This window comes from Phenylobacterium sp. GW823-FHT02A09, assembly GCF_058797775.1.
The window spans coordinates 33,483-57,421 of the sequence record NZ_JBXAJZ010000005.1; the positions used below are offsets into that span (position 1 = coordinate 33,483).

A 23,939-nucleotide genomic window follows, 5' to 3' on the forward strand; every position below is an offset into this window, starting at 1 on the left:
CGAGGGGGCGACGCCCGCAGTACGGCCCTACGCGTCGCCGCGCAGGCCGGAGGCTCGCATCAGAAGCGCTTCTTCAGCGCCACCGCATAGACGCGGCCCAGCGGGTTTCCGCTGCCCGGGTCGTAGTTGTACTGGGTGCCGATCGCGAACGGCGGGTCCTCGTCGAAGATGTTCTGGACCGTCAGCGTCGCGGTCGTGTCCCACGGCAGTTCGGCCCGATAGGTCAGGTCGTGCTGCCAGTACTCGTCGATCTTGATCGACTGCTTCAGCGCCGCGGCGAGCGCGATGGAGTTGGTCTCCACCTGGGTGGTCGAGGACACGTGGCGGATCTGCCAGCGGAGGTTATGCATGCCGCTGGACCAGTTCACGAAGGCGTTCGCCCGCAGCCTGTTGTAGCCGGTGAACAGCGAGGCGCGGTAGGTGCCGGCCCGCTTCTGGACGCCCGCCGCATTCGAGGGGAAACCCTCGATGTCGTAGGGCTCTTCGTCGAACTTGAGCAGGTAAGTGCCGTCGAACCCGGCGCTGAGGGCGCCGTTGAACAGCTCCCCGACGTCGAGGTTGGCCTGGAAGTCCACGCCCGACGTCTTCACGCCGCCGCCGTTGATGTACTGGGTGCGATACGAGAGGATGTTGGCCCGACCGCAGTTTCCACCGGTGAAGGTGAACCGCGCCTGGACGGCGGCGTAGGCCGCGTTGCCGCAGTTGCCGGTCGCTGAGCCGCCCGGGAACATGACGTTCAGCAGGTCGGCGGTGGCTTCCGAGGTGAGCGGATCCTCGAAGTCGAAGTCCCAATAGTCGATGGTCGCGCGGAAGTTCGAGAATTCGACCACGCCGCCGATGTTGTAGGTGAAGGCGGTTTCCGGTTCGAGGTTCGGGTTCCCGTAGAGGTCGTTGGCCCGGTAGGTGCCGTTCGCGTTGGTCAGGTTGCGGGCGAAGTTGGTGGTGGTCAGGGTCGCCGCCGGCGCGCGGTAGGTCGTGCCCACCGAGCCACGGAAGGCCAGCCAATCCAGCGCCTGCCAGCGGACCGAGGCCTTCGGGTTGAAGGTGTCGCCCTGGCTCTCGTAGGTCTCGTAGCGTCCGGCCAACGTCAGCTCGAGGCCGTCGGTGATCGGGATCAGCGTCTCGGCGAACACCGAGCTGATCTTCCGGTTCACGTCATAGGGACGCAGGTTGGCGTTGAACAGGAACGGGCCGTTCGCCGTGGTCGGGCAGAACGGCGAGCCGTCGCCGTAGGGCGGGCTGTCGACGCAGGGCGTGGCGTTGGCGTCGTAGAAGACGTCCGGGTCCTGGATCGTACGGTCGTAACGGTACTGCGCGCCGGCCGCCCAGGCGATGTTGCCGCCGCCGATGTCCCACGGCAGTTCACCGTTGAAGACCACGTCGGCCACGAACAACTCCGAGGAGATCTCGTTGCGCTGCTTCTCGTCCATCCACGCCACAACGGCGCTGCGGTTGGCAGCCGCGTCGTTGAAGCCGGGAATGGTGCTGTTGGCCACGTAGAATGGATTGGCTCCGACCTGCGCCAGGCTCTGGTCGAAGGCGTTGGTGAACGGGTTGAAGAAGAAGCAGCCGAGCGCGGCGTTGCCGGCGTTGGTGGTGAAGTTGTTGGTCTCGGCGGCCGTACACTGGTCGGCATTGCCATCGCGGCTGCCGAAGCCGCGCAGGGCCATCTGCAGCCGGTTAACCGACAGGTCTTCAAGGTTGTAGTTGTAGTCCTGCTTCTGCCAGGTCAGGGCGACGTCGAAGCCGATGTCGTTGAAGATCTTGCCCTTGAAGCCGCCCGCCACCCGGGCCGTATCCACCTTGTAGGAATAGTGGGCGTGCCGGTCGTCGGTATACGGGTTGCCGCCGAAGCCGATCGGGCGCCAGACGCTCTGGCTGGTCGCCACGCCGTTGGCCAGGGCGCTGGCCACGCCCGCCCGCGCCAGGGCTAGGCCCGCCGCGCAGCTGGCGGCGTCGACGCCGTAGGGGAGCACCGTGCCCGTGCAGTTGGCCGCGTTGATCTGCGAGACCAGGGCCAGCAGGCCGGGGTTGGTGTTCGGGATGTAGAAGTTCGACTGCTCGCCGGTGCCGGTCGCCGGGATCGGCGAGACGCCGCCGCCGGCCGAGCCGCCGGAAGCCAGGATCGGCGCCGGGAACTGGTTCGGCCCGGTCACGGCCCAGCTTTGCAGCGGGGTCTCGTGCATCGCGTACAGCACCTCGATGTTGGCGCTGAGGGTATCGGTGATGTCGAAGTTGAACTTGCCGTAGGCCTGGTAGTGGTGCTCGTCCTCCACCAGGTTGTCGAAGGTCGTGTACTGGAAGTTGCAGACCCCGCTGTTGGGGACGACCGTGCGGGTCCCGATCAGGGTGGTGAGGCTGTAAGGGGCGCCGCCGTTGGCCGCGCAGCCGATGTCAGGCAGCACGCCCGTGAAGCTCGCCGCGGTGAAGCCGGTGTTGGGCGAACCGGTCGGCGTGGTGGTCGCATAGGTGTAGCCGCCGGGGTTGCCGGTCGCGGCCCAGCCGCCCAGCGGGTTTTCCAGGAAGCCGTCGACGCCGGTGCGAATGGCCCAGTCGCGCTCGAAGATCGGCATCTCGGACCGCGCACGATAGCCCAGAGTGATCAGGGCGTCGGCGTTGTCCCACTTCTTGCCCCAGGCCAGCGAGGCCTCGTAGTCGCCGTCCGAGCCGTCGATGAACTGGTATTGGCCGCTGAACTCGAAACCGTCCAGATCGGTGCGGGTGATGAAGTTGACCACGCCGCCGATAGCGTCCGAGCCGTAGGTCGCGGCTGCGCCGTCCTTCAGCACCTCGACCCGGCCGATGGCCGCCGTGGGCAGCAGGTTGATGTCCACCGCGTTCAAGCCCTGCGGCGAGACGGGGACGCGGCGGCCGTTGAACAGCACCAGGGTGCGGCTGCCGGTGACTGCAGAGTTCAGGCTGCGCAGGTTGACCGTCGCCGCGCCGGACCCCGAGCCGAAGCGGTTGTTTTCGCCGATCACCGCCCCGGACGACGGGATGGTCTTGATGAACTGGACCATGGTCGGCGAACCACGGGCCTCAAGCTCCTTGGAGCCGATGACGTCGACCGGCAGCGCTGCATCTTCGGGCGTGCCGGCGATGAACGAGCCGGTGACCACCACCTCCTCGACGGTGGAGGCCTGGGCGTAGGCGGAACTGTTGGCTGAAATTGCCAGGACGACGGCCAATAGCGAGCCGCCGCAGAAATATCTGCTCTTCAACATTGGTTTCCTTCCCCCTCGAGAGCCGCCTCCGTCTGGTGCGGAGGCTTTTGACTCATGAGCAGAAAGATCATCGAACGGCCCCGCGGGGCGCGCCACTATTTTTCAGCTTCGCAACATACTGTTGTCTTGAACCCGTCGGCGCACGGCGCGCGGTAGTGATCGGCGTTCATAAACCTCTGATAAGCCGCGAACTTTCAGGCTCGAAGAACGCCGATCCCTTAAACTGCAACGGTTTCACAACATTTCAGGCGCGGAGACGTGGTCGTCGTGCAGCGGCCGACCTTCATGGCCGCACGACGCCCGTGCGGCTGACGTCACGGCAAGTTGAGGCGTAACTGTTGCACGAATGCCCCGCTTTAGGCGGCGGGGAACGGGCCCACAGCCACGCGTACCCCATGCAAGACAAAACGCCGCCCCCTTTCGGGGACGGCGTCTGCCTTAAGCGAACTGAGGGCGAAGCTTAGAAGCGCTTCTTCGCCGAGACCGCGAACACCCGGCCCAGCGGGTTCGCGCTGGAGGGGTCGTAGTTGTACTGGGTGCCGATCGCGAACGGCGGCTCCTCGTCGAACAGATTCTGAACCGTGACGGTCAGCGTCGTGTCCCACGGCAGTTCGGCCCGATAGGTCAGGTCGTGCTGCCAATACTCCGGGATCTTCGTCGTCGTCTTGGTCGCGAGCGCCAGGCCGATCGAATTCGATTCCGTCTGGTTGACCGAGCTGATGAAGCGGGTCTGCCAGCGCAGATTATGAATGCCGCTGGTCCAGTTCACCCACGCGTTGGCGCGCAGCTGGTTGTAGCCGGTGAAGATCGACGCGCGGTAGGTGCCCGCACGTTCCTGGGTGCCGCGGCCCGGAGCCGGAACGCCTTCGATCAGGTAGGGATCTTCGTCGTACTGGATCAGGTAGCTGCCGTCGAAGCCGGTGGTCAGCGCGCCGTCGAACAGATCGCCCACGTCCAGGCTGGCCTGGAAGTCGACGCCCGAGGTCTTCACCTTGCCGCCGTTGATGTACTTGGTGCGGTACGACTGAACATTGGCGCGGCCGCAGCCCAGGTCGGTGAAGGTGAAGCGCGAGCGCAGGGCGATGTATGCCGGATCGGTGCTGGTGCAGACGTTCGCGCCCGTGGACGGGAACGCGGCGGCCAGCATGTCGGTGGCGCTTTCGAGGATCAGCTGGTCTTCGAAGTCGAAGCTCCAGTAGTCGACCGTGGCGCGGAACGCCCCGATCTTGGCCATCGCGCCGACGCTGTAGGTGAAGGCGGTTTCCGGATCCAGGTCGGGGTTGCCGTACTGGTCGTTGGCGCGCCAGGTGCCGTTGGCGTTGGTCAGACCACGAGTGAAGTTGGTGGTCGTGATGATCGCCGACGGAGCGCGGTAGGTGGTGCCGACCGAACCGCGCAGGGCGAGCCAGTCCAGAGCCTGCCAGCGCAGCGACGCCTTCGGATTGAAGGTCTCGCCTTGGCCCGCATAGTACTCGTAGCGGGCGGCCAGGGTCAGCTCGAGGTCGTCGGTGATCGGCAGCAGGGTCTCGGCGAAGACCGAGCTGATCTCACGCGAGACGTCGTACTGAGCCAGGTTGGCGTTGAACAGGTACGGACCGGTGGGCACCAGGCAGTAGGGCTGGCCGTCGCCGAACGGAACCGAGTCCACACAGGGCGTCGCGTTGACGTCGTGCAGCACTTCGGGGTTTTGACGATACTGGTCATAGCGGTACTGGGCGCCGGCGGCCCACTTCACCTGACCGCCGCCCAGTTCGAACGGCAGGTCGCCGTTCAGAACGATGTCGGCGACGAACAGGCGGGTCGACATCTTGTTGACCAGACGCTCGTCCATCCAGTCGACGACCTCGTTGCGGGCCGCGACAGCTTCGTTGAAGCCCGGGATGGTGCTCGAACCGATGTAGAAGGGGTTCGACGGGACGTCCGACAGGCTCTGCTCGAAGCCGTTCGAGAACGGGTTGAAGTAGTAGCAGCCCATCGCCGCGTTGCCGGCGTTGGTCTGCCAGTTGTTGGTCTCGGCCGCGGTGCACTGGTCGGCCGCGCCAGCCCGGCTGGCGAAGCCGCGCAGGCCCTGCTGCAGGCGGTTGACGGAAATGTCTTCCTGCACGCGGGTGTAGTCTTGCTGCTGATAGGTCAGCGCGCCGTCCCAGTTGATGCCGAAAGGCAGTTCGCCCTTGAAGCCGCCCGACACCCGGAAGGTGTCGACCTTGTAGGAATAGTGGGCGTGCTTGTCTTCGGTGTACGGGTTGCCGCCGAAGCCGATCGGGCGCCACGACGTCTGGCTGGCCGCGACGCCGTTGGTCGCCGCCGTCGCCACCGCCGCACGCGCCGCGTTCAGCGCCGTCTGGCAGCTGGCCGCGTCGATGCCGTAGGGCAGGACCGTACCGGCGCAGTTCGCGCCGTTGACCTGGCTGATCAGCGCCGCGAGGCCCGGGTTGCTGGCCGGGATGTAGAAGCGGCCCTGGTCCGAAGGCGCCAGCGCCGGGATGGGCGAGGTGCCGCCGGCCGCCAGCGGCGTCGGGAACTGGTTCGGCCCGGTGACAGCCCAGCTTTGGTTGGGCGTGTCGTGCATGGCGTAGAGCACTTCGATGTTGGCCGACAGGGTGTCGGTGATGTCGAAGTTGAACTTGCCGTAGGCCTGGAAGTGCTCTTCTTCCTCAACCAGGTTGTCGAACACCGTGTACTGGAACTGACACGAGTTGGCGTCCGGGTTGAGCTGACGCAGACCGATCACGGCCGAGATGTTGTAGGGCGCGCCGCCGTTGGCCGCGCAGCCGATGTCCGGCAGGCCGGCGCCGAGCGTGGCCGTGGCGAAACCGCCGTTGAGACCCGGCGTGATCGACGAGATCACATTGTACTGGCCGGGGTTGCCGGTGCTGGCCCAGCCGCCCAGCGGGTTTTGCAGGAAGCCGTCGACGCCGGTGCGCAGCGCCCAATCGCGTTCCTGGATCGGCAGCACCGAGCGGTGACGATAGCCGACCGTGATCAGCGCGTCGGCGCTGTCCCACTTCTTGCCCCAGGCCAGGTTGGCTTCGTAGTCGCCGTCCGAGCCATCTATGAACTGGTATTGTCCGCTGAACTCGAAGCCGTCGAGATCCGTGCGGGTGATGAAGTTGACCACGCCGCCGATGGCGTCAGAGCCGTAGGTCGCGGCCGCGCCGTCCTTCAGCACTTCCACCCGGCCGATCGCGGCCGTCGGCAGCAGGTTCACGTCGACGGAGTTAAGGCTCTGAGGCGAGACCGGCACGCGCCGGCCGTTGAACAGAACCAGGGTCCGCGAACCGGTGCTCGGCGAGTTCAGGTTGCGCAGGTTGACCGTCGCCGCGCCCGAACCCGAGCCGAAACGGTTGTTTTCGCCGATCACCGCCCCGGAGGAGGGGATGGTCTTGATCAGCTGGACCATGGTGGGCGACCCGCGCGCCTCCATTTCCTTCGAGCCGATGACGTCCACCGGCAGAGCGGCGTCTTCGGGCGTCCCGGCGATGAATGAGCCGGTGACGATCACCTCCTCAACCGTAGCACCGCCGTCCTGGGCGGCGGCCGTTCCCGACACGCCGAACGCCAGGGCGACGGCCAATAGCGACCCGCCGCAGAAATATCTGCTCTTCAACATAAGTGTTTCCTTTCCCCCTCGAACGCGCGCGGCGATTGAAATGCCGCGTTTGTCTATGTCCGAGTATGGCGATCATCGACGCAGATGCGCCAAGACGCCAGAGCGTTGTCGCGATCGTTACAAACTTGAAACGCGATGCAATTCAGCGCATATTTTTGACGTAACCGAGAAATTTGACAGTCAACCGCATACCGCAATCAGTAAATTTTGATCACCCAAGAATAATACTTACTAAGTCATTGGTTTCACGTATTTTCCGGACTTTTAAACCGATCCAAACGACGCCCGGATCAAACCGGTGCTTCGAATAACTCGCTGCGCGGTGGAGTCGGGCGCGTCTTCCACCCTGCGGTAGGTGTGGCGCCGGCGCCGCGGCCACAGAAAAAGGCGCCGCAGGGGAAGCCCGCGGCGCCTTCAAGACACGATCGTAGGGGCCGCGAGTCGTGCTCGCAGCCCCTGTTGGCGAGGTTAGAACTTCTTCTTCACCGCCAGTTTGTAGGTCCGGCCAAGCGCGTTGCCGGTGAACGGGTCGTAGTTCAGATCCAGTCGGGCGAACGACGGCTCGGTGTCGAACAGGTTGTCGATCGACACGTTCACGGTCACGTCCCACGGCAGGAAGACGCGGTAATCGAGCTCGTGCACCCAGCTCTCGTCGATCTTGGCCCCTTCGGGTTGGATCGCGCCGTTGACGGGGTTCGCCGCGAAGATCGAGGCCCGCTGGTCGACGTAGGAGTCGATGTAGTTGACCGTCCAGCGCAGGTTGTGCGGCCCATGGCTGTACTCGGCGTAGACCGAGCCCTTGAGCTGCGGCAGCGAGGTCGCGGTCAGCTGGTAGTTCAGGTAGCCAGCCGCGTCGAACGCCTTCTCGACCGTCACGTCGCCGATCTTGAACTCGTCGACCTTGTACTCGAGCGTGTAGGTGACCGAGCCGCCGATCCGCAGATTGCCGCCCCAGACGTCGCCGGCGTCGTAGTCGGCCAGCACGTCGATGCCCGAGGTCTTCACGCCCGGACCGTTGGTCCAGTTGGTCCGCACCCGCGAGATCGTCGCAATGTTGCAGGCGCCCTGGAACACGAAGCGCGCCTGGAGGTCGGCATAGGCGGGCAGACCGCAGTTGGTCGAGGCGCCGTTCGGGAACATCGTGTTGACCATCGAGGCCGAGGGTTCGGCGACGATCGGGTTCTCGAAGTCGAAGTTCCAGTAGTCGACGCTGCCCTTGAAGTTGCCGACGTTGAGGATCGCGCCGACGCTGTACGTGGTCGCCTTTTCCGGCTCCAGGTCCGGGTTGCCGAAGATGTCGATAGCGCGGAAGGCGCCGCCGATGAACGACAGGGCGGTCACGCTCGACGTGGTCAGCTGGGTCAGCGGCGGGCCGCGGAAGGTCGTACCGGCCGAGGCGCGGAACGCCAGCGCGTCGGTGGCCTGCCAGCGGACCGCGACCTTTGGGTTCAGGGTCGAACCGGTATCGCCGCCGTAGTCCTCGTAGCGGGCCGCCAGCTGGACCTGCAGGTCGTCGGTGACCGGCAGCGCCATTTCGGCGAACAGGGCGTAGACGTCGCCCTCGAGGTCGGCTTCCTCGCCGGTGCCCAGGAACATCAGCGGGCCGTTGCGCACCGAGCAGGCGGTCGAGCCGTTGAACGGCGTGTCGATGCAGGGGTTGGCGTCGATGTTGCTGAGATCGTTGTAGGACGAGGTGAAGAAGCTGCGGCGGAACTGCGCCCCAGCCGCCCACCCGACCGCGCCGCCGCCCAGCTCCCAGCCCAGCTCGCCGTTGAACACTGCGTCGGCGACGAACAGCTTCGAGGTCTGCTTGGTCGAGACCTCCTGGAAGAACCAGCGCACCAGCTCGGGATTATTGGCGAGCGAGGCGTTGAAGTTCGGGTTGGTCTGGCCCGTGATCGTGTTGTTGGCGATCGCGTTGGAGAACGGGTTGAAATAGTAGCAGCCGAGCGCGGTGTTGCCGGCGTTGGTGGTGAAGTTGGCGGTCTCCGCCGCCGTACAGCCGCCGGCGGTGCCGTTGTTCAGCGAGCCGTAGCCGCGCAGGGCCAGCTGGAAGCGCGACACCACCGTGTCATAACCGGTCCGCACACCGGTTTCCTGGCCGTAGGTCAGGGCGAAGTCATAGCCGATGGCGTCGTTGAACTGGCCCTTGATGCCGCCGCTGACGCGGAAGGCGTCATAGTGGCGACGGCCTTCCGAAGGCCCGTAGTCGAACGCCGGGTTGCCGCCGAACGACAGCGGCCGGTAGCGCACGCCGGGGATGTGGACGCCGGTCGCGAAGGCCGGGATCTGCGTCGGGTTGGCGTTGCGATAGGCGATGAAGCCGGGGTTGCTGGCCGGGACGAAGTAGCCCGCCAGCACCGAGGCCGGCAGCTGGCCGACGGTCGGGTTGGTGGCGGCCGTCGAGGTCTGCAGCGCCAGATACGACGGCGAGGTCTTCCACTCCGGCACGTCGGTCTCGGAATAGAAGACCTCGACATGCAGCTGGGCGTTGTCGCCCAGATCGGCGTTGGCCTCCCCGTAGAGCTGGAAGCGGTCTTCTTTCTCGACGAGGTTGTCGTAGGGAATGAAGTTGAAGAAGCAGGCCGGCAGCGCGCCGCCCTGCACCACCCCGCCCAGCGAGGCGCAGCCGTTGTCCAGGGCGAAGCCCGCGGCCGGCGTGAACGCCCCGCTCGGCAGATTGGTCACCGGCAGGAACGGGGCGACGGCGTTGCCCGCCGACCAGCCGCCTTCCGGGTTGTTGAAGTAGGACTGGCTCGCCCAGTCGCGTTCGGTCGTCGGCAGCTCCGAGCGGTGCTGGTAGCCGGCGCTCAGCAGGACGTTGCCGTTCTCCCAGGTGTGGCCGAAGACGATGCTGCCGTCATAGTCGCCGTCCGAGCCGTCGACGTAGCGGTAGCTGCCGTTCAGCTCCAGGCCGTTGAAGTCCTTGCGGGTGATGAAGTTCACGACGCCGGCGATGGCGTCCGACCCGTAGGTCGCGGCCGCGCCGTCTTTCAGCACCTCGATCCGGCCGACCGCGGCCGACGGAATGATGTTGGTGTCGACGATGCCCGCCCCGGCCTGGCCGAAGGGGTTGGCTGCCATGCGGTGGCCGTTGATCAGCACCAGGGTGCGCTGGGCCCCGAGGCCGCGCAGGTTGACCGAGCCGGAGCCTTCCGAGCCCTGGGCCCGCGGGTCGAACTGGTTGGTGTCGCCCAGCACCCCGCTGGAGACCGGCAGGGCCTTCAGAAGCTCGACCGTGGTGGGCGAACCCTGCTTGGCCAGGTCGTCGGCGCCGATCACGTCCACGGGCAGAGCCGCGTCCTCGGGCGTGCCGCGAATGAAGGACCCGGTGACCACCACCTCCTCGACGGTGCTGGCTTGTTGGGCAAAGGCCTGGCCGCCGAGGGCCAGAGCAACGGCCATGACTGAGCCGCCGCAGAGATACCTGCTCTTCAACATCATTTTCCTCCCCCTCGATGGACGCCGGTTTCGATCTGACGCGATGGTCGTCCGTGGGTCTGAGGATGAGATGCGAGTTCGAGGCCGCCGCGCTAGGTGAATTTTGCAGAACCGCAACAATGCATTCGAACTGCGTTCAAATCGCAACACCGTTGTTCGACAAGGCTTTTTGACGCGAGTGGTCAAAACCGCACCCCTGACGCAGCGTCATGGGACCGCCTCAAGGCCTGACCCACGCCTCCGGGTTTCGCCCCATAGGCGGGGCTGAGCAGCCCCGCTTAACTGGCGGCATGGAGCGGGCGGCATTCCTTCGAGACACATGGTTGCAGGCGGCGGCGGTCCTGGCCGCAGCGCTGACGGCGGGCGGCCAGGCGCAGGCCCATGAACTGCGGGTCGGCGCGGGATACGCGCCGCACGGCCCCGAGGAAGGCGCCTCGGTGATCGTCGAGTACCTATTCCCGCCGGCGCATGCCTTGAAGGTGATCGGGACGCCGCGACCGTTCGTCAGCACCCAGATCAGCCTGGATGGCTACACCAACTATGCGCAGGGCGGGCTGATCTGGCGTTTCGAGCGGGAACGGACCTATCTGGACCTAGGGGCCGGCGTGGCGGTGCATGACGGCTCGCTCTACCTGCCGCGCCCGCAGGAGGGCGTAGCGCACGAGGAGAACCTGCGGCGGAAGGCTGCCCGCGACGAGCTGATCGAGTTCGACAAGCGCTGGGTGTTCCACGCCACCTTCGCGGTCGGCTACCGCCTCAACGAGCGGTGGGCGGTCGAGTTCGAGGGCCAGCACTGGAGCAACGGCCAGTTCGGCAGCGACACCCACGACGGGGCCGACAGCCTGGGCCTGCGCGCGGCCTACCGGTTCTGAAGGCGAACAGGCGTTCGCGCGCAGCTAGGCTGCGAGGGCGTGGAACCAGCTTGTAAGGAGGATGGTGGACGTGACAGGGATTGAACCTGTGACCCCCTCGATGTCAACGAGGTGCTCTCCCGCTGAGCTACACGTCCGAACCAGTCGGCTCCCTTTCGGGAACGGGAGGCGGCGGTATAGCGGCGAGGACCGGCTTGCGCAAGCACCCTCGACCGCATTTTCACAGCCTTATGCGGCGGCCATCATCCGCTCGACCTCGGAGACGATCTCGCGCAGGTGAATCGGCTTCGACAGCACCTTTGCGCCCGGAGGCGCGCTCTCGCCCGCGGCCAGAGCGACGGCGGCGAAACCGGTGATAAACATGATGCGCAGACCTGGATGGCGGGACGCGGCCAGGCGCGCGACCTCGATCCCGTCCATGCCCGGCATGACGATGTCGGTCAGCAGCAGGTCCCAGTCCTGGTCGAGCACGGCGGCGGCTTCCTCGCCGTCGGCGCAGGAGGTCACCTCGTAGCCCGCCCGTTCCAGCGCGCGGGACAGGAAGCCGCGCAGGGAGTCGTCGTCTTCGGCGAGGAGAATTCGGGGCATGGGTAGCTCGCAGGTGCGTAGTCGTAAGGTCCTACTTTAGCTGAGTAGACGTAAATCGCCGATGAACCGGCGGCCCTGAACGCGTGGGGGCGCGATCTGTTTGACCCACGGGAAGACGCACCGTCATATGGCGGCGATGAACGCCTGGGAGCCCCTCGCCGCCGACCGTTCCGCGCCGGCGCTCGCGCCCTTCGAGGTGCGCCGCGCGGCGCCCGACGGCGCGCCCGCGCCGACTCCGCTGGTGTTCGCCTCGCCCCACTCTGGCCGGTTCTATCCCGACGACATGATGGCGGCCGCCGCGCTCGACGCGCTGGCCATCCGCCGGTCGGAAGACGCCTTCGTCGACGACTTGATCGGCTCGAGCCCCAGCCAGGGCGCAGCGTTGATCTGCGCCAATCTGGCGCGGGCCTATATCGACGTGAACCGTGAAGCCTTCGAACTCGACCAGGCGATGTTCGCCGACGAGCTGCCGGACTTCGCCCGCGCCCGCACCGCCCGCGTCGCCGCCGGACTCGGTGCGATCGCCCGCGTGGTCTCCGAGGGTCAGGAGATCTACACCCGCAAGCTGACCTTCGCCGAGGCCCGCCGCCGTATCGACGGCGTGCACGCGCCCTACCACCAGGCGCTGGCGCGCCTGCTGGGCGAAGCGCACGCCGCCCACGGCTATGCGATCCTGATCGACTGGCATTCGATGCCGGCGGCCGCGGCCAGGGCCGGGGCCCGCGACGGGCCGTGCGACATGGTGCTGGGCGACCGCTTCGGCGCCTCCTGCGCCAGCCTGGTGACCCAGAAGGTCGAACGCGAGCTCGAGGCCCGCGGCTACAAGGTGGCCCGCAACGCGCCCTATGCCGGCGGCTACACCACCGAGCACTATGGCCGCCCGAACCGGCGCACCCACGCCCTGCAGATCGAGATCAACCGCGGAATCTATCTGAACGAGGGCACGCTGGAGCCGACCAAGGGCTTCAAGCGGCTCCAGGCCGACCTCGACGAGGTCATCGCCGCCCTCGGCGCCATGGACTGGTCGGGCCTGAAATAGCCTCTAGGCCGGCCGGCGCGCGCGCATGGCCTGGTTGATGGTTCCGTCGTCGAGCCAGTCGAGTTCGCCGCCCACCGGCACCCCGCGCGCCAGCATGGTGACGCTGACCCCCGCCCCTTCCAGCCGCTCGGCCAGGTAATGGGCGGTGGTCTGGCCGTCGACCGTCGCCGGCAGCGCCAGGATGACCTCGCGCACGCCCGTCTCTGACGCGCGGGCGACCAGCGGGCCGATTCGCAGCGCTTCGGGACCGACCCCGTCGAGCGCCGACAGCAGCCCGCCCAGCACATGGTAGCGGCCGCGGAAGGCGGCGGCCCGCTCCATGGCCCAGAGCGCGCCGACCTCCTCGACCACGCAGATCAGCGCCGCGTCGCGCTGCGGGTCGGTGCAGATCGCGCAGGGATCCTGGGTGTCGAGCGATCCGCAGACGCTGCAGGTCTTCACCCTTTCGGCGGCCGTCGATAGCGCGTCGGACAGCGGCACCAGCAGCTGGTCGCGCCGCTTCAGCAGCGCCAGCGCCGCGCGGCGGGCCGACCGCGGCCCCAGGCCCGGCAGCTTGGAGAGCAACGAGATCAGACGCTCGATTTCAGGTCCGGCAGAGGCGGCCAAGTCAGCTCCTGGCTAGGCGAGAGGTGCGGTGTGCGCCACCCTGGCGGCGATTCAACAGCGGCGCGGTCATGCAGATTGTCGGGACTACCCATCTAGATGTCGAGGGGAGCGCTCGCCATGGTCATTTCTGATCTTCCGCAGGTCGAGAGCGCCCAAGCCGCCCTGATCTCGGGCAGCGCCATTCCCGAGTTGCAGGAGCTGCTGGAACGCTGCGCCGACTTCGAGGTGTTGGTCACCGGTTCGCCGCCGCATGCGCACGCGGCCGCCGACCTGCTGGTCGAGGTCCCGCCCGACCACGCGCTGCGCGACAAGCTGGTGATCGGGTTCTGGACGGACGAGGGGCTGACCGCGTCGATCGACCTGCTGCGGGATTTCCCCGATCCGCACGCCTGGTATCTGGGGCTGCTGCTGGTCGCGCCCGAGGCCCGGTCGCAGGGACTGGGCGCGGCCATCGTGGCGGCGCTTCGGGATTGGATCGTCGCTCAGGGCGGCTGGACGATCCGGCTGATCGTCCAGGAACAGAACCCGGCGGCCCACCGCTTCTGGATTCGTCAGGGCTTCGTCGAGGTCGGGACCAGCGTGCAGGAGCTGGAAGACCGCACCAACCAGGTCAGCCGCCTGGAACTGCGGCTCTAGGTTCTAGAACTTCGGCATGCCCGGCAGGCCCATGCCCGCCAGCGGGCCGGCGGCCTCGCGCATCAATTCGGACTGCTGGGCGTCGAGCTTGCGCTTGGCGTCGGCGTGAGCGGCCACGATCAGGTCGGAGATCACCTCACCCTCGCCCGGGGCCAGCAAGCTCTCGTCGAGCTCGACGCCGGCCATCTCGCCCGTGCCTTTCAAGGTCACCTTGACCATGCCGCCGCCCGAGGTGCCTTCGACCACGATCTCGGCGATGCGCGCCTGGGCTTCGGCCAGCTTCTGCTGCATGGCCTGGGCCTGTTTCATGATGGAGCCGAGGTCTTTCATCGCAATCTCACTCTTCGTCTTCGTCGTCTTCAGCGCCCTCGATCGGCGGCGCGAGATCCGGCTGCGGCAGGTTACGCACGCCGACGATCTCAGTTCCCGGGAAGGCCTCCATGACCGACAGCACGAAGGGATCGGCCTCGATCTCGGCGCGGACTTCCAGCGCCTCGCGCTTCTGCCGCTCCCAGGCGCTCTCGGTTCCGCCGCCGCCGCGCGCGGCGATCAGCCAAGGCTGGCCGGTCCATTCCTTGAGCCGCGCCACCAGGCGCTGGGCCAGGTTGTTCGGCGCGCCCTGAACGGGTTCGTATTCGATCGCCCCCTGGCGGAAGCTGATCGGGCGCACGAAGCGCTCGACGTCGAGCTGCAGGACGATGTCGCGCTTGACCTTGATCAGGTTCAGCACGTCGGCGAACGAATTCAGGGTCGGGACAGCGTCGGCCTGTTCCTGCGGAGCGGCCATCACCCGGGCCTGGGCGGTCACGCCGCCGCCGCCCATCGCGGCCACGCTGCCGCCTCCGCCGCCTCCGCCGCCGCCGCCGCCGCCAGGCGCAGAACCGCTGGGGAGCTGCTCGCCGGCCGCCAGGCGCTTGAGCGCCTCCTCGGGGCCGGGCAGATCGGCGGCGTAGGCCAGGCGGATCAGCGCCATGTCGCAGGCCGCGGCCGCGTCAGGGGCGCGGCGCACCTCTTCGTGGGCCTTCAGCAGCAGCTGCCAGATGCGCGAGAGATTGCCGGCCGAGACCGAGGCGCCGACCGCCGCCAGTCGCGCGGCCTGTTCCTTGGGCAGGGTCAGGGCCTGCGGACCGATCGCCTTGGCGACCGAGGCGCCATGGGTGTGGTCCATCAGATCCAGCATGATCTGGCCCGGCTCGGCGCCGAAATTGTAGAGGCCGCGGAAGGTCTCCACCGCCGGACCGGCCTGGCCGCGCATGACCTGCTCGAACAGGCTGATGGTCTGGGCGCGGTCAGCCAGGCCCAGCATGTCGCGGATCGAGGCGGCGGTGACCGTCTGGCCCGCCTCGGCCTGGACGATGGCCTGATCCAGCATCGACTGGGCGTCGCGCATCGAGCCTTCGGCGGCTCGCGCGACCAGCAGCATGCCGTCGGCCTCGACGCGCGCGCCTTCCTTCTCGGCGATCATCTCGAGGTTCTTGATGATCACGTCCGGCTCGACGCGGCGCAGGTCGAAGCGCTGGCAGCGCGACAGGATGGTCACCGGCACCTTGCGGATTTCGGTGGTCGCGAAGATGAACTTGGCGTGGGGCGGCGGCTCTTCGAGGGTCTTCAGGAGCGCGTTGAACGCCCCCGTCGAGAGCATGTGCACCTCGTCGATGATGTAGACCTTGTAGCGGGCCTCGACGGGGGCGTAGCGCACGCCGTCCAGCAGCTCGCGCATGTCGTTGACGCCGGTGCGGCTGGCGGCGTCCAGCTCCAGCACGTCCATGTGCCGGCCCTCGATGATCGCGCGGCAGTGCCGGCCCTCTTCCGAGAGATCGAGATTCGGCTCGTGGACGGTGTCGGTGTCGTAGTTGAGGGCGCGGGCCAGCAGGCGCGCGGTGGTGGTCTTCCCGACCCCGCGCACCCCGGTCAGCATGAAGGCGTGGGCGATCCGGCCGCTGGCGAAGGCGTTGCGCAGCGTGCGCACCATCGCCTCCTGACCATAGAGGTCAGCGAAGGTCCGCGGGCGGTACTTGCGCGCAATGACAGTGTAGGCGGCCGATTCCTCGGCAGGAGGCGCAGGCGGCGGCGCCGCAGGCGCGCCGAACATGTCGCTCGTATTGGGATCGCGCTCTAACGTCTCGGGTTCGTCGTCTTCTGCCATTGGCGCCCGAGAATGGAGGCTTGAGCCTTGTGGGGCTGGGTGGAGACCGAACGACGACCCGGAGCGAAACTCGTTGTGGCTGCTTCCTTCCGGACCTGACCAGGTTGGCGAGGCGTCCGCCCGTCGCCGATCTCCGCCCCCTATATCGCGACCTTGGCGCTCGCGCGCAAGCGCCAGCGCAGCTACAACTCCGCGCATGCCGCTTTCAGCCCATCAAAACACCTTCGCCGGCAACCCGTTGAACCGCGCCAGCGAAAGGCGCGGCGACGTTTCCTGGCTGACCGAAAAACTTCTCGCCCAGGACTCGCTGGCCATCGCGCTCTGGAACGGTCAGCCGTTCGTCGAGGCCTCGCCGGACGGCGGGGTGCAGATCGCCTACCTGCCCTCGCGCATGGCCGAGGATTTGTCGGGCGGCGCCGAACGCCTGCTGTTCATGGGCCTCTGGCAGGAAACCGCTGTCTTCGCCGTCGACCTGGAAGGCGGCCACGATCCGGCCGACGGCCCGCTGGCCGGGATGGGGCGATTCGAGGACCTGCGGGCCATGGCCCTGCGCCTGCCCGCGACCGACGCGGCGATCATGGCGACGGCGAAGTCGATGTTCGAATGGCGCCGCCGTCACCGTCACTGCTCGTCCTGCGGCGAGCACACCGACGTCGTCGACGGCGGCTGGAAGCGCGCCTGCCCGTCCTGCAAGGCCGAGCATTTCCCGCGCACCGACCCGGTGGTGATCATGCTGGCCGTACACGGCGAGCGCTGCATGCTCGGCCGCCAGGAGATCTGGCCGAAGGGGATGTTCTCGGCCCTGGCGGGCTTCCTGGAGCCCGGTGAGAGCATCGAGGAGGCCTGCGCCCGCGAGCTGGAAGAGGAGGCCGGGCTCAAGACGCTGTCGGTCGAGTACCACTCGACCCAGCCCTGGCCCTACCCGTCGTCGCTGATGATCGGGCTGATCGCCCAGGTCGCCAGCGACGAGGCGACCCCGGACCAGACCGAGCTCTCCGAAGTGCGCTGGTTCACCAAGGCCGAGGCCCGCGACGTGCTGGCCGGCAAGGTCGAAGGCACGTTTGCGCCGGGCGCGATGGCCATCGCGCACCAGCTGCTGAAGACCTGGGCCGAAAGCCCCGACTAGGGCCCTAGGCGCCGACCTTCAGGCTGACCTCGACGTCGTCGCCGCGGCGCGTGCGGCGCTCCAGGCGCGCCTGGCCGATGGCGTTGGAAAGGTCGGCGGCGAAGGCGCGGACCTCGGGGCGCAGCTCACCGAGCACCACGATCCGATAGGGCGGCGACAGCTCGCTCATGGTCCCGAACACCATCGAGTCCACGAAGGCCTCGACGCTGGAGCCGTGGCCGGGCAGCGCCTGGATCGTCTCCTGCAGCAGCTTGGCGAATTCCTTGCGGTTCCAGCAGCGGCTGGCGTCGATCTCGATCGTGTTCATCAGCCGGCTCGCGAACGGAAGGGGTCGGCCGGATAGACGCCGAGGATCTCGAAGCGTTCCGAGAAGAACTTCAGCTCGTCGAACGCCAGGGCCAGGCCGCGGTCCTCGGGCCGGCCGTCGACCTCGGCGTAGAAGAAGGTCGCGGTGAAGGCGCCGTTCTCCATGTAGCTCTCGAGCTTGGTCATGTTGACGCCGTTGGTCGCAAAGCCGCCGAGCGCCTTGTAGAGCGCGGCCGGAAGGTTGCGGACCCGGAAGATGAAGCTGGTCACGCAGGGGGTGGTGAACGGCGGCGGCGGCGGGGTCTTGTCGGCCGTCATCACCAGGAAGCGCGTGGTGTTGTTGTGCTCGTCCTCGATATCGCGGGCGACGATGTCGAGGCCGTAGAGTTCGGCGGCCAGGGCGGGCGAGACCGCGCCGCGGGTCGGGTCGGGATGCTCGGACAGCAGCTTGGCGGCCAGGGCGGTGTCGCCCACCGGCTCGGTCTTCAGCCCCATGCGGCGCAGCGACTTGCGGCACTGCCCCAGCGCGATCGGCATCGAGGCGACGGTCTTGACGTCCTCCAGCTTCACGCCGCGGTTGACCATCAGCTGGAAGTGGATCGGCTTGAACCGCTCGCCGATGATTTTCAGGCCCGAGGACGGCAGCAGGTGGTGGACGTCGGCGACGCGGCCGGCGATCGAGTTCTCGACCGGGATCATGCCCAGCTGGCAGTCGCCCAGCTTCACCGCGTCGAACGCCTCCTCGAACGAGGCGTGGGGGACCGGCTCCATGTCTGGAAACGCCGCGACGCAGGCCTCGTGGCTGTTGGCGCCGAGCTCGCCCTGGAAGGCGATGCGTCCCTTGGTCATGCGTGGTCCCTTGCGTACTCCGACCATTTTCCGCCGAAGTGGCGGCCGGTTCGGCGAAGAAAATGGTCTAGCTAGAAAATCATTGAGCATTCGCTCGCGCGAATGCCCGGGCCTTCTCGAGGTCGGCCGGGTTGTCGACCGAGATCGGAGGTTCGTCGATCACCGCGGCCCAGATGGACATGCCCATCTCCAGGGCGCGCAGCTGCTCCAGGCGCTCGCGGATCTCCAGCGGCGACGGCGGGGCGGCGCAGAACCGCGCCAGCGCCTCGCGGCGGTAGCCGTAGACCCCGTGGTGCAGCCACACCGGCGCGTCGCCATAGAGCACCGAGCGGGTGAAATAGAGCGCCCGAGCGCTGCGCCCGTCGGGGGCCATGGCCGCGACGACCTTGGGAATGTCGGGATTGCTGCGCTCGGCGACGTCGTCCTCGGCGACCATCACCGTGGAGATGTCGCAACTCGGCTGCTCGGCCAGCAGCCGCGCGGCCGCCTCGACCACGGCCGGCGCCACGAACGGGATGTCGCCCTGCAGATTGATCACCACGTCATGCTCGCCGGCCGGGTCCAGCGTGTTCAAGGCCGCCAGGATGCGGTCCGAGCCCGACGGCAGGTCGGGATCGGTCAGCACCGCCTCCCCTCCCGCGGCCTTCACCGCCTCGACGATCTCGGGATCGCCGGCCGCGACGGCCACGGGTCCGACGCCGGCCGCCTGGGCTTGGCGCAGGACGCGGACGATCATTGGCAGACCCTCGATATCCGCGAGGGGCTTTCCCGGCAGCCGAGTGGCCGCCATGCGTGCAGGAATAAGGATGATCGGTTTCATGACACCCGGAAGCGACCAACTGGCTGGTTGCGCGGGCGGCGGTAGCGTGTAAGAGAGCCGGGCGCAATAAGGGGCGGGGATTCCCGTGCTGACGCCAGCCCGCTTTGGCTGGCCGTTGAGAGGGCCGATTTAGAGACTATGAGCGACCTGACGTTCAATAAAGTCGCGGGCGCCGTGCTTGCGACCGGCTTGGCCATTGTCGGCCTGCGTGAAATTTCGTCGGGCGTGTTCGCGCCCCATCCGGTCGAAAAGCCGGGCTACGCGATCGAGGTCGCTGAGGAAGCGGGCGCCGGCGGCGCCGCCGCCGAAGCGCCGATCGACTGGGGCACCGTCCTGCCGACCGCCGACATCAAGGCCGGCGAAGCGGTCTTCGCCAAGTGCAAGTCCTGCCACACCATCGAAGCGGGCGGTCCGAACGGCACCGGCCCCAATCTTCATGGCATCCTCGGCAAGAAGTCGGGCCAGCACGCCGGCTTCGCCTACTCGCCGGCCATGATCGAACACGGCACCCACGGCGTCTGGACCTTCGAAGAAGCTTCGGAATTCCTCAAGGCTCCGCAGAAGCACCTGTCGGGCACCAAGATGACTTTCGTCGGTCTGAAGAAGGCCGAGGACCGCATCAACCTGCTGGCCTACCTGAACACCCAGGGCTCGAACCTGCCGTTCCCGGCGCCGAACCCGGCCGCCGCCGCCGCTCCGGCTGCGGACGCCGCTGCGGCCCCGGCCGCTGCGGGCGCGGCTCCGGCCGAAGGCGCTGCGGCTCCGGCGGCTGCGGCCCCGGCCGCTCCGGCTGCCCCGGCCGCCGCGCACTAAGCCTTTCTAATAACGGCGGAAAGCGGTGGGTTCGCCCACCCCCGCCGCGACGTAGCGAGCCCTTGTCACCGACAAGGGCTCGATTGCTGTGGCCATATGGTGCGCGTTGGCGTGCACGATGTTTTCGCCGTCCAGCATCATGGCCACGTGGCCCTTCCAGAACACCAGATCGCCGCGCGCCAGCTCGCTTTCGGCCACCGCCGCCCCGGCCTGCGCCTGCTGGTCGGTGTCGCGCGGCAGGGCGATCCCGCAGGCCCCAAGCGCTTGCAGCGTAAGGCCCGAGCAGTCGAGGCCGAGGCTCTCGCGCCCGCCCCACAGGTACGGCGCCGCGAGATAGCGCAGCGCCACGGCGGCCGGATCGGTCTCGAAGACGCCGACCTCCGCCAGGTGATCCTCCACGAACCAGCCGATCCCGGCGGCCCGGGCGAAGCGGCCGTCGCGGTCTTCGATGTCCAGCAAGCTGCCGAGCGAGTACGGGCCGAGCGCCCGCGACTTGATGCTGGGCGCCTCGAAAGCGTAGCTGCGCAGCGCCGATAGCTTCATATTCGGCGCCCTATCGGCAGGTTTCAGCGCCGATAATTCCACAAACCCGACATAACCGTCGCGGCGGGCCTGGCCCCACGCGTACCCCCCGGCCTCGTCGAGGACGTCAAACCCTTCTCCGCAAAGGAGTTGGTCGACCTGCTCGGCGCCGGCCTGCGGCTCACGCAAAATCCCTGCGGCAGGTTTTCCGCAGACGTATCGGCGCCGATCGGCATAGCGATCGGCGGCGACGATAGCCTCCAGCTCACGCGCCGCCAGGTCGCCGCGGGCCAGGGTCACGCGCGGATCGAAGCTCACGAAAAGCGGCCCGCGAGCATCGCGTAGAGGGCGCGGATCGACTGCGCCTCGCCGCCCGAGGGCCAGCCCGGCCGGCCGCGCGGGTTCCACGCGAAGATGTCGAGGTGCACCCACGGGCCGCTCGGCGCGAACTTCTGCAGGAACAGCGCCGCCGTGATCGAGCCGGCCTGGGCCCAGGCGTCGGAGTCGTTCTTGATGTCGGCGACATCGGAGTCGATCGAGTCGACATAGCCCTTCCAGAGGGGCATCCGCCACAGCGGGTCGGCGACCGCCTCGGCCGCGGACTCGATCTGAGCCGCCAGCTCCTCGTCGTCGGTGTAGTAGGGCGGCAGCTGCGGGCCGAGCGCCATGCGCGCGGCGCCGGTCAGGGTGGCCAGGTCGATGGTCAGGGCCGGCTCCAGTTCGCCGGCGCGGGTCAGGGCGTCGGCCAGGATCAGCCGGCCCTCGGCGTCGGTGTTGCCGACCTCGATGGTCAGGCCCTTGCGGCTGTCCAGCACGTCGCCGGGCCGCATGGCGTCGCCCGAGATCGCGTTCTCGACCACCGGCAGCAGGATCGCCAGCCGCACCGGCAGGCCGGCGGCCATCACCATCCGGCCGAGCGCCAGGGCGTGGGCGGCGCCGCCCATGTCCTTCTTCATGTTGCGCATGCCGGCCGAGGGCTTGATGTCGAGGCCGCCGGTGTCGAACACCACGCCCTTGCCGACCAGCGCGACCAGCGGACGGCCGGCCTCACCCCAGGTGATCTCGATCATCCGCGGCGCGCGCTCGGGGACGGCGGCGCGGCCGACGGCGTGGACGGCCGGATAGTTCGCCTCCAGCAGTCCCTCGCCGGTGACGACGGTGATCGCCGCGCCGTATTGCTCGGCGATCTCGCGGGCGATGGTCTCGATCTGCAGCGGGCCCATGTCGCCGGCCGGGGTGTTGACCATGTCGCGGGCCAGGGCGCAGGCGTGGGCGATGCTGCGCACCTCACCGACGTCGACGCCCTCGGCCGCCACCAGGCGCGGATGCTTCTCGCCCTTCTTCTTGTAGCGGTCGAAGCGGTAGCTCCCGAGCGCGAAGGCCAGCGCGATCTGGTCGGGGGCGATCTCGGCTGGGGCCGAGGCGATGCGGTAGTCGCCGGCCGGCAGCCGCGCCGCCAGCACCCGGAAGCCCTGGGCGTCGCCCGCCGCGCCGAGGCCCAGCAGCACCCGGTCGATCCCGCCGGCGGTGTCGGGGACGACCAGCACCTGGCCAGCCTTGGCCTTGAAGTCCGACAGTTCGGCGAAGGCCTTCACGAACGCCTGGCGGCCGTCGAGGAAGTTCCCCAGCTCGCTGTCGCGCAGGGCGTGGACGGGAACGACGGCGCCCTCGGCGTGGTCGACGACGACTTCGGTCATGGCGCTCTCCTGCCCCGCCGGGCGGCGGAAATTATGCTTAACGCTTCCTTTAAGCGGGCGGGGGGATGCTTGGCGCACTCACCGGAGCCCGTCATTCCATGTGTCGCATGTCGGCCCTCGCCGCAACCGCCCTCGCCCTCGCCCTGACCGGCGTCGCCGCCAGCCCGGCCCTGGCCTTCCCGTTCGGCAAGAGCGGCGACAAGGCCCCCGCCGCGGACAAGACGCCCGCCACCGCGGACAAGGCGCCGGCGCCGCGCAAGGCCACCGCCCAGGAGCGCGCCCAGGTGGCGCGGCTGGACCCGCTGGCCCGCGCCGCATTCTGGGCGCATGAGGCCGAGCTCGACCCGAACGACGCCGACGCCGGTGTCAAGCTCGCCCAGGCGCTGCGCCAGATGGGCAACTACGGCGACGCCTTGCAGGCGGCCGAGCGCACGCTGATCACCGCGCCGAACAATGTCGAGGCGCTGCTCGAAGCGGCCCGCAGCCAGGTCGGCCGCGGCCAGGGCTTCTACGCCATCGAACCGGCGCGGCAGGCGCAGAAGCTGGCCCCGCGCGACTGGCGCATCCCCTCGCTGCTGGCCGTCGCCTACGAGCAGGCCAGCCGTTTCGACGAGGCGCTGGCCGCCCACCGCGAGGCGCTGGCCCTGGCCCCGGACAATCCCGTCGCGCTGGGCAATCTTGGCATGTACTACGCCGCGCGCGGCGACACGGCCAAGGCTGAGGCGACCCTGCGCCAGGCCGCCGCCCGCCCCGACGCGCCGATCGCCGTGCGCCAGAACCTGGCCCTGGTGGTCGGGCTGTCGGGCCGGATCGACGAGGCCGAGCGCCTGGCCCGCCAGGACCTGCCGCCGGAAATGGTCGAGAACAACCTCGCCTGGCTGCGCAGCGCCCGCGCCCCCGTCGCCGCCAGCGGCGGCGCGCCGGGCGCCCGCTCGTGGGAGAGCCTGCGGCAGACGCCGTAGGGCGCGGCGCGCAGGGTCAGTGCGACGTGGGGCCCTCTTCCTCGATGATCGCGATGAGGGTCTCCCGCCCATCCGGCGGCCAGAATTCGATTTCCAGGAGCAGCTGTTCAATCTCGTAGGGCGCTGCGGTGCGAAGCCACTTCCTCAATTGGATGATCGAGTTGAGAGGAAGTCGCGAAACGAGCGGAGTCATGGCCGGACCTCTTCGGCCGCGCGCGGGCACGGACGAGACATCGGTTGTGACGGGTCGGGCGTCCTGCCCGCCAGCGCCGCCGCCTGCGCGTTCTGGCGCTTCAGCCATTGGTGATTGGCGCGACTGTCGGCGAGGGCGCCGCCCGGATAGAGTTTCATCGCGCTGCGCCTGCACATAGCCGCGAGCGCTGCCCTCTGGGCGACACCAATCGATCGCCCTGCCACACCGAGACCCTGGTCGCGCTGTCGTGTTGGCTGAGCACCGCCGACGCTCGCCGCCTAGCGCGGGCGTCGCTGGAACAATAGATCGCCTCGAAACTCGCAGACACGCCATCGGGTTTGGCGGGATAGATCATGTAGAGCTTCATCGTCGGCTCCGGTTCTGATTGGGAGCTTCCCGGTGCAGCCAAAAGCTTCCTGAATTCAGTAGAATTTCAGTCTTAAGTTCACCGAAACGCACGGTACGCCGAATTTTGCCGCCTCGAAACAA

General features: G+C 68.0%; 19 protein-coding genes, 1 tRNA gene and 1 other RNA gene. 6 read left to right on the forward strand and 15 right to left on the reverse strand.

The annotated features are described in order from the left end of the window. Positions 1-59: 59 nt before the first annotated feature. The 3 genes from AC1Q87_RS20295 to AC1Q87_RS20305 all read right to left on the reverse strand — a co-directional run bounded on the left by AC1Q87_RS20295 (position 60) and on the right by AC1Q87_RS20305 (position 10,275). On the reverse strand, positions 60-3,224 hold the full coding sequence (locus tag AC1Q87_RS20295) for a TonB-dependent receptor domain-containing protein (RefSeq protein WP_492610648.1): 3,165 nt from the start codon (positions 3,222-3,224) through the stop codon (positions 60-62). Positions 3,225-3,684: 460 nt separating this feature from the next. After that, positions 3,685-6,834 (reverse strand): TonB-dependent receptor domain-containing protein, encoded by a 3,150-nt coding sequence (locus AC1Q87_RS20300; RefSeq protein WP_492610649.1) that lies wholly within the window; start codon positions 6,832-6,834, stop codon positions 3,685-3,687. Positions 6,835-7,302: 468 nt separating this feature from the next. Continuing rightward, entirely contained in the window at positions 7,303-10,275 is a 2,973-nt protein-coding gene (locus AC1Q87_RS20305; protein WP_492610650.1) for a TonB-dependent receptor domain-containing protein, read from the reverse strand. 323 nt (positions 10,276-10,598) lie between these two features. On the opposite strand from AC1Q87_RS20305, the gene AC1Q87_RS20310 reads away from it, so the two are divergent. Beyond that, a complete protein-coding gene (locus AC1Q87_RS20310) occupies positions 10,599-11,147 on the forward strand; it encodes an acyloxyacyl hydrolase (protein WP_492610651.1) in 549 nt (182 codons plus the stop codon). Between the two features lie 62 nt (positions 11,148-11,209). Here AC1Q87_RS20310 and AC1Q87_RS20315 read toward each other — a convergent pair. Both AC1Q87_RS20315 and cpdR read right to left on the reverse strand, forming a co-directional pair. After that, positions 11,210-11,284: transfer RNA gene (locus tag AC1Q87_RS20315), tRNA-Val, on the reverse strand. Between the two features lie 91 nt (positions 11,285-11,375). After that, positions 11,376-11,735: a cell cycle two-component system response regulator CpdR gene (gene cpdR, locus AC1Q87_RS20320; protein ID WP_492610652.1), complete on the reverse strand. Its 360-nt coding sequence runs from the start codon at positions 11,733-11,735 to the stop codon at positions 11,376-11,378. Between the two features lie 136 nt (positions 11,736-11,871). Here cpdR and AC1Q87_RS20325 point away from each other — a divergent pair, with 136 nt between their 5' ends. Next, a complete protein-coding gene (locus AC1Q87_RS20325; protein WP_492610653.1) occupies positions 11,872-12,774 on the forward strand; it encodes an N-formylglutamate amidohydrolase in 903 nt (300 codons plus the stop codon). A 3-nt stretch (positions 12,775-12,777) separates the two neighbouring features. Here AC1Q87_RS20325 and recR read toward each other — a convergent pair whose 3' ends face one another. Next, positions 12,778-13,380, reverse strand: coding sequence for a recombination mediator RecR (gene recR, locus AC1Q87_RS20330; protein ID WP_492610654.1), 603 nt, complete (start codon positions 13,378-13,380; stop codon positions 12,778-12,780). Between the two features lie 117 nt (positions 13,381-13,497). Between recR and AC1Q87_RS20335 the strand changes: the two genes are divergently transcribed. Beyond that, positions 13,498-14,016: a GNAT family N-acetyltransferase gene (locus tag AC1Q87_RS20335; protein WP_492610655.1), complete on the forward strand. Its 519-nt coding sequence runs from the start codon at positions 13,498-13,500 to the stop codon at positions 14,014-14,016. Positions 14,017-14,019: 3 nt separating this feature from the next. On the opposite strand, the gene AC1Q87_RS20340 is transcribed toward AC1Q87_RS20335, so the two are convergent. The 3 genes from AC1Q87_RS20340 to ffs form a co-directional block, all read right to left on the reverse strand. Next, entirely contained in the window at positions 14,020-14,346 is a 327-nt protein-coding gene (locus tag AC1Q87_RS20340; protein WP_492610656.1) for a YbaB/EbfC family nucleoid-associated protein, read from the reverse strand. A gap of 7 nt (positions 14,347-14,353) precedes the next feature. After that, entirely contained in the window at positions 14,354-16,162 is a 1,809-nt protein-coding gene (locus AC1Q87_RS20345) for a DNA polymerase III subunit gamma/tau (RefSeq protein WP_492610657.1), read from the reverse strand. Positions 16,163-16,199: 37 nt separating this feature from the next. Next, an RNA gene (gene ffs / locus AC1Q87_RS20350) (signal recognition particle sRNA small type) lies at positions 16,200-16,298 on the reverse strand. 60 nt (positions 16,299-16,358) lie between these two features. Here ffs and nudC point away from each other — a divergent pair. Further along, positions 16,359-17,288 carry an NAD(+) diphosphatase gene (nudC, locus tag AC1Q87_RS20355; RefSeq protein ID WP_492610658.1) on the forward strand — a complete coding sequence of 310 codons (930 nt, stop codon included), beginning with the start codon at positions 16,359-16,361 and terminating at the stop codon, positions 17,286-17,288. 4 nt (positions 17,289-17,292) lie between these two features. Here the strand turns inward: nudC and AC1Q87_RS20360 are convergent, their stop codons facing one another. The 3 genes from AC1Q87_RS20360 to AC1Q87_RS20370 form a co-directional block, all read right to left on the reverse strand. Next, positions 17,293-17,595: a hypothetical protein gene (locus tag AC1Q87_RS20360; RefSeq protein WP_492610659.1), complete on the reverse strand. Its 303-nt coding sequence runs from the start codon at positions 17,593-17,595 to the stop codon at positions 17,293-17,295. Then, complete coding sequence (locus tag AC1Q87_RS20365) at positions 17,595-18,443, reverse strand: prephenate dehydratase (RefSeq protein ID WP_183776437.1); 849 nt, start codon at positions 18,441-18,443, stop codon at positions 17,595-17,597. Before AC1Q87_RS20365 ends, AC1Q87_RS20360 begins: the two co-directional genes overlap by 1 nt. A gap of 79 nt (positions 18,444-18,522) precedes the next feature. Continuing rightward, positions 18,523-19,263 (reverse strand): 3-deoxy-manno-octulosonate cytidylyltransferase, encoded by a 741-nt coding sequence (locus AC1Q87_RS20370; protein ID WP_492610660.1) that lies wholly within the window; start codon positions 19,261-19,263, stop codon positions 18,523-18,525. A 138-nt stretch (positions 19,264-19,401) separates the two neighbouring features. On the opposite strand from AC1Q87_RS20370, the gene AC1Q87_RS20375 reads away from it, so the two are divergent. Beyond that, positions 19,402-20,076, forward strand: coding sequence for a c-type cytochrome (locus tag AC1Q87_RS20375; RefSeq protein WP_492610661.1), 675 nt, complete (start codon positions 19,402-19,404; stop codon positions 20,074-20,076). A 6-nt stretch (positions 20,077-20,082) separates the two neighbouring features. On the opposite strand, the gene AC1Q87_RS20380 is transcribed toward AC1Q87_RS20375, so the two are convergent. Next, positions 20,083-20,916 carry a C40 family peptidase gene (locus AC1Q87_RS20380; protein WP_492610662.1) on the reverse strand — a complete coding sequence of 278 codons (834 nt, stop codon included), beginning with the start codon at positions 20,914-20,916 and terminating at the stop codon, positions 20,083-20,085. Next, positions 20,913-22,295 (reverse strand): leucyl aminopeptidase family protein, encoded by a 1,383-nt coding sequence (locus AC1Q87_RS20385; RefSeq protein ID WP_492610663.1) that lies wholly within the window; start codon positions 22,293-22,295, stop codon positions 20,913-20,915. Before AC1Q87_RS20385 ends, AC1Q87_RS20380 begins: the two co-directional genes overlap by 4 nt. A gap of 107 nt (positions 22,296-22,402) precedes the next feature. Here AC1Q87_RS20385 and AC1Q87_RS20390 point away from each other — a divergent pair, with 107 nt between their 5' ends. Beyond that, positions 22,403-23,257: a tetratricopeptide repeat protein gene (locus AC1Q87_RS20390; RefSeq protein WP_492610664.1), complete on the forward strand. Its 855-nt coding sequence runs from the start codon at positions 22,403-22,405 to the stop codon at positions 23,255-23,257. Positions 23,258-23,273: 16 nt separating this feature from the next. Here AC1Q87_RS20390 and AC1Q87_RS20395 read toward each other — a convergent pair whose 3' ends face one another. Next, positions 23,274-23,450: a hypothetical protein gene (locus AC1Q87_RS20395; protein ID WP_436059859.1), complete on the reverse strand. Its 177-nt coding sequence runs from the start codon at positions 23,448-23,450 to the stop codon at positions 23,274-23,276. Positions 23,451-23,939: the final 489 nt, after the last annotated feature.

Bases quoted from the DNA above. Each gene is read 5' to 3' on its own strand.
- AC1Q87_RS20295 (WP_492610648.1), bottom strand. From the start codon at position 3,224: ATGTTGAAGAGCAGATATTTCTGCGGCGGCTCGCTATTGGCCGTCGTC.
- AC1Q87_RS20300 (WP_492610649.1), bottom strand. From the start codon at position 6,834: ATGTTGAAGAGCAGATATTTCTGCGGCGGGTCGCTATTGGCCGTCGCC.
- AC1Q87_RS20305 (WP_492610650.1), bottom strand. From the start codon at position 10,275: ATGTTGAAGAGCAGGTATCTCTGCGGCGGCTCAGTCATGGCCGTTGCT.
- cpdR (WP_492610652.1), bottom strand. From the start codon at position 11,735: ATGCCCCGAATTCTCCTCGCCGAAGACGACGACTCCCTGCGCGGCTTC.
- AC1Q87_RS20325 (WP_492610653.1), top strand. From the start codon at position 11,872: ATGAACGCCTGGGAGCCCCTCGCCGCCGACCGTTCCGCGCCGGCGCTC.
- AC1Q87_RS20335 (WP_492610655.1), top strand. From the start codon at position 13,498: ATGGTCATTTCTGATCTTCCGCAGGTCGAGAGCGCCCAAGCCGCCCTG.
- AC1Q87_RS20340 (WP_492610656.1), bottom strand. From the start codon at position 14,346: ATGAAAGACCTCGGCTCCATCATGAAACAGGCCCAGGCCATGCAGCAG.
- AC1Q87_RS20345 (WP_492610657.1), bottom strand. From the start codon at position 16,162: ATGGCAGAAGACGACGAACCCGAGACGTTAGAGCGCGATCCCAATACG.
- nudC (WP_492610658.1), top strand. From the start codon at position 16,359: ATGCCGCTTTCAGCCCATCAAAACACCTTCGCCGGCAACCCGTTGAAC.
- AC1Q87_RS20360 (WP_492610659.1), bottom strand. From the start codon at position 17,595: ATGAACACGATCGAGATCGACGCCAGCCGCTGCTGGAACCGCAAGGAA.
- AC1Q87_RS20365 (WP_183776437.1), bottom strand. From the start codon at position 18,443: ATGACCAAGGGACGCATCGCCTTCCAGGGCGAGCTCGGCGCCAACAGC.
- AC1Q87_RS20370 (WP_492610660.1), bottom strand. From the start codon at position 19,263: ATGAAACCGATCATCCTTATTCCTGCACGCATGGCGGCCACTCGGCTG.
- AC1Q87_RS20375 (WP_492610661.1), top strand. From the start codon at position 19,402: ATGAGCGACCTGACGTTCAATAAAGTCGCGGGCGCCGTGCTTGCGACC.
- AC1Q87_RS20385 (WP_492610663.1), bottom strand. From the start codon at position 22,295: ATGACCGAAGTCGTCGTCGACCACGCCGAGGGCGCCGTCGTTCCCGTC.
- AC1Q87_RS20390 (WP_492610664.1), top strand. From the start codon at position 22,403: ATGTCGGCCCTCGCCGCAACCGCCCTCGCCCTCGCCCTGACCGGCGTC.
- AC1Q87_RS20395 (WP_436059859.1), bottom strand. From the start codon at position 23,450: ATGACTCCGCTCGTTTCGCGACTTCCTCTCAACTCGATCATCCAATTG.